Genomic DNA, 2,818 nt, shown 5'->3' with positions numbered 1-2,818 from the left:
AGCGGCCGAATAGCCGTATTGAGGCGGACAGACGGGCAGTTGCCCGAACGGAACGGCGGCGCGCCGACGTTTGGGCTGGCAAAACGGTCGTCCTCGACCGACTTCTTCAACACAATCCGCCCTCCCTGCCGTGTCGCAACCGATTGGAGGGCGGAGACTGTTTGGAGCGCGAGACCCGCATCGAAAATAGAGATGGGCGCACATCTCGAAGCTGCGACAAGCCCAAGTGTTCGCACTACGAAGTTGCGCCCCGATCACTGCGCTGCCAAGTGCCCCTGTCGGCAGTAGCACGATGCCTCCACCGGCACGTCCGCGCGGGCAGCGGCCCTGTCGAGTTGCAACTTGATGTGGGCCGCCTCGACCGTCTCGCCGCGCCGGGTCAAGCACTCGTGCAGACCGTGCAGGCTCCAGACGTTGCCCGGATGCTGGCAGGCCCGGCTCAGTGTCGCGTCGAGACCGAGATCGGCGCGGTAGACCGCTTCGGCCTCGTCGATCTGTCCTTGCTCGAGGAGAAGCGCACCAAGAGCATGCCGTGCCGGCTGCATCCAGGCCCAAGGCTCGTCGTAGGGCAAGGCATCGTCGATCTCGACCGCCTTGCGCAGGTGCGCGAAGGCGGCCTCGTGGGCACCTGCGCGATAAGCGAGTTCGCCGAGCATCATCTGCTCGGCCACCTTCAGGATGTCGCAGCAGGTGTTGTTGAAGAGCATGCGGCTCTCGGGGACGCGGCCGAAGGCGTTCTCGAATTTGCCTTTCTCGACCTCGGCCTCCTCGATCCGACCGAGATTGGTGAGAGCCACGGTCCGGGCGTAGCGCATCATCGCCAGCGTGACGCTGTAGAGGGCCTCGTCCTCGGGCAGATCCTGATCGAGAATCTCCTGCCACCGGCCGAAGCGGATCAGCACGTGCTGCTTCATCGGAATGAAGCCCTCGAACCAGTCCGCCATGGGCCGCAACGTGTCCTCGGAAAGCATCGCGACCAGTTCCTCCGCCGACGCCAACGCCTGCTCCGGCTGGCCGAGGAACATCGCGCCGTAGATCCTGAAGTGAAGGTTGTGGCAGCAGTCGACCATGTAGAAATGGTCCGCGCCATTGCGGGCGAGGAAGCGGCGATCCGCCTCGATCGCCGTCTCATTGCGCTGAACGACGTTGATGTAATCGCCGCAAAGCACGTCGATGTGGGTGGGCATGTGGAGCAAATGGCCGGCATCCGGCACGAGCTTGCTCAGCGCATCGCCATGGCGCAGCGCCCGTTCGGGATGGGGCGACATCTCCACGAGATGGATATACATATGCAGCAGGCCCGGGTGCCGCCATGCGTCGGACGCGCTTTGGAACGCGGCCTCCAGAACCGACATCGCTTCCAGTGTGTCCGCTCCAGCGGTGGGCTGGCCACTCGGCAGGTCCCAGAGCTGCCACGGCGTCCGGTTCATCAGGGCTTCGGCGAAAAACGCGCAGACGTCGAGATCGTCTGGGAACCGCTGCCAGACATCGCGCATGGCTTGAGCGAACGCGTCGTTCCAGGGGCCGAAGTCCTCCATCTCCGCCGAGACCGGGTAGCGGCTCGAGACCGCCTCGATCAGCCCGCGCTCGACCGGCGCGAGCCGGTCCAGCATTGCGCCTGACGCATCGATCGCAGCGCGAGCCATCGCGATGCAGTCGGCCCTTTCCGACGGCTCGAACGCCTCCCATGGCTTGTTGTAGTTGGGTCCGACGCAATAGGCGATGCCCCAATGCGCCATGGCGCAGCCGGGATCGTGCTCCAGCGCCTTGCGGAAGCTGGCAATGGCTTCCTCGTGATTGTAGCCATATGTCCAGACGAGCCCGCGATCGAACCAACGCTGTGCTTCCGCAGACGAGGTCGTGACGCTTCGCGAACGGGAGCCAAGATCATAGTAGTCCATTGCGGAAACCCTCTCGTTCCGCCGGTCCCACACTACATCAAAACTTGGCTCATCGGTAGCGCCCGCGACACGTTCATCGCATCGCATCGCATCGCATCGCGTCGGGCGCGCCGGCAACTTTGGAAAGCGAACATCTATCCAGATCACAGCGAAAGTCCGGTTACCGCCCCTTCCTGCGCGAGCGCGAAGGACCACGGACGGCCCACAGCGGCCGTTCAGCGGTTTGGGCATCGCTGCGGGGCAGCTTCCCATATGGACCTTCATGGCGCAGCAGCATGCCCACCGTGGCCGTCTCCGGGAAGAAGAACGCCGAAGTGATCATTAACCCGCCGGCGGTGTCCCAGTCGTATTCGATCAGGCGCGGGACGTTGGCAGCCTCGTCCGGATAGATCTCGGCGGGCACGGCTTCTGCCTCGGCGTCCTCCATGTCGCCGACCACGTCGGCCTGGATATCTGACTTGAACTCCCCGGAGACATTCGCGGCCTTTCGGGACGCCATGCGCTCCTTCAGTTCCGCGCCGAACTCGCTCGGCGCTTCCTCGATCAGCTCCGCAGCCAGCCCACGCGGCATCTGTGCGAGCGCGGAATCGAGTTCTTCGTTACCGAGGTGGAGGAGTTCGCGTAGGGCGTCGTAGGTCGCGCGCGGAGACAGCACCGCGACGAGCGCCGCGCGGTTCTCGGCTGTGATGGCCGAACGCAGGGCACCGAACACATCCTCAGTGTCTATTGGATCTTGCAGCTCTTCATGGTCGACCCCGGCTGTTCGCGGCGCCCCACTGGACGAAGCCGGCCGACGCATCGCCTTCGCGCTACCAGTCTCTTAATGGATACACCCGATGTGCGGGGCGGCAGGGCCGCCCCGACCTTGCGTTTCAGAAGCCGTAGACCAGCGATACGCCCAGCGTATTGTCGGTATT

The 2,818-nt window shown here is 64.3% G+C and carries 2 protein-coding genes; both read right to left on the bottom strand.

Annotation, left to right across the window (positions count from 1 at the left end):
- Nucleotides 1-254: 254 nt before the first annotated feature.
- A complete protein-coding gene (locus tag ACXYMW_RS19675) occupies nt 255-1,901 on the bottom strand; it encodes a hypothetical protein (RefSeq protein WP_459037029.1) in 1,647 nt (548 codons plus the stop codon).
- A gap of 160 nt (nt 1,902-2,061) precedes the next feature.
- The gene (locus tag ACXYMW_RS19670; RefSeq protein ID WP_459037028.1) at nt 2,062-2,613 is read right to left on the bottom strand and encodes a magnesium transporter MgtE N-terminal domain-containing protein; all 552 of its coding nucleotides are present in this window, start codon (nt 2,611-2,613) and stop codon (nt 2,062-2,064) included.
- Nucleotides 2,614-2,818 lie beyond the last annotated feature (205 nt).

It is taken from the genome of Roseivivax sp. CAU 1761 (genome assembly GCF_054482755.1).
Note: the sequence above shows the minus strand (reverse complement) of the source record. Positions and strands in the feature narration are given on the sequence as shown.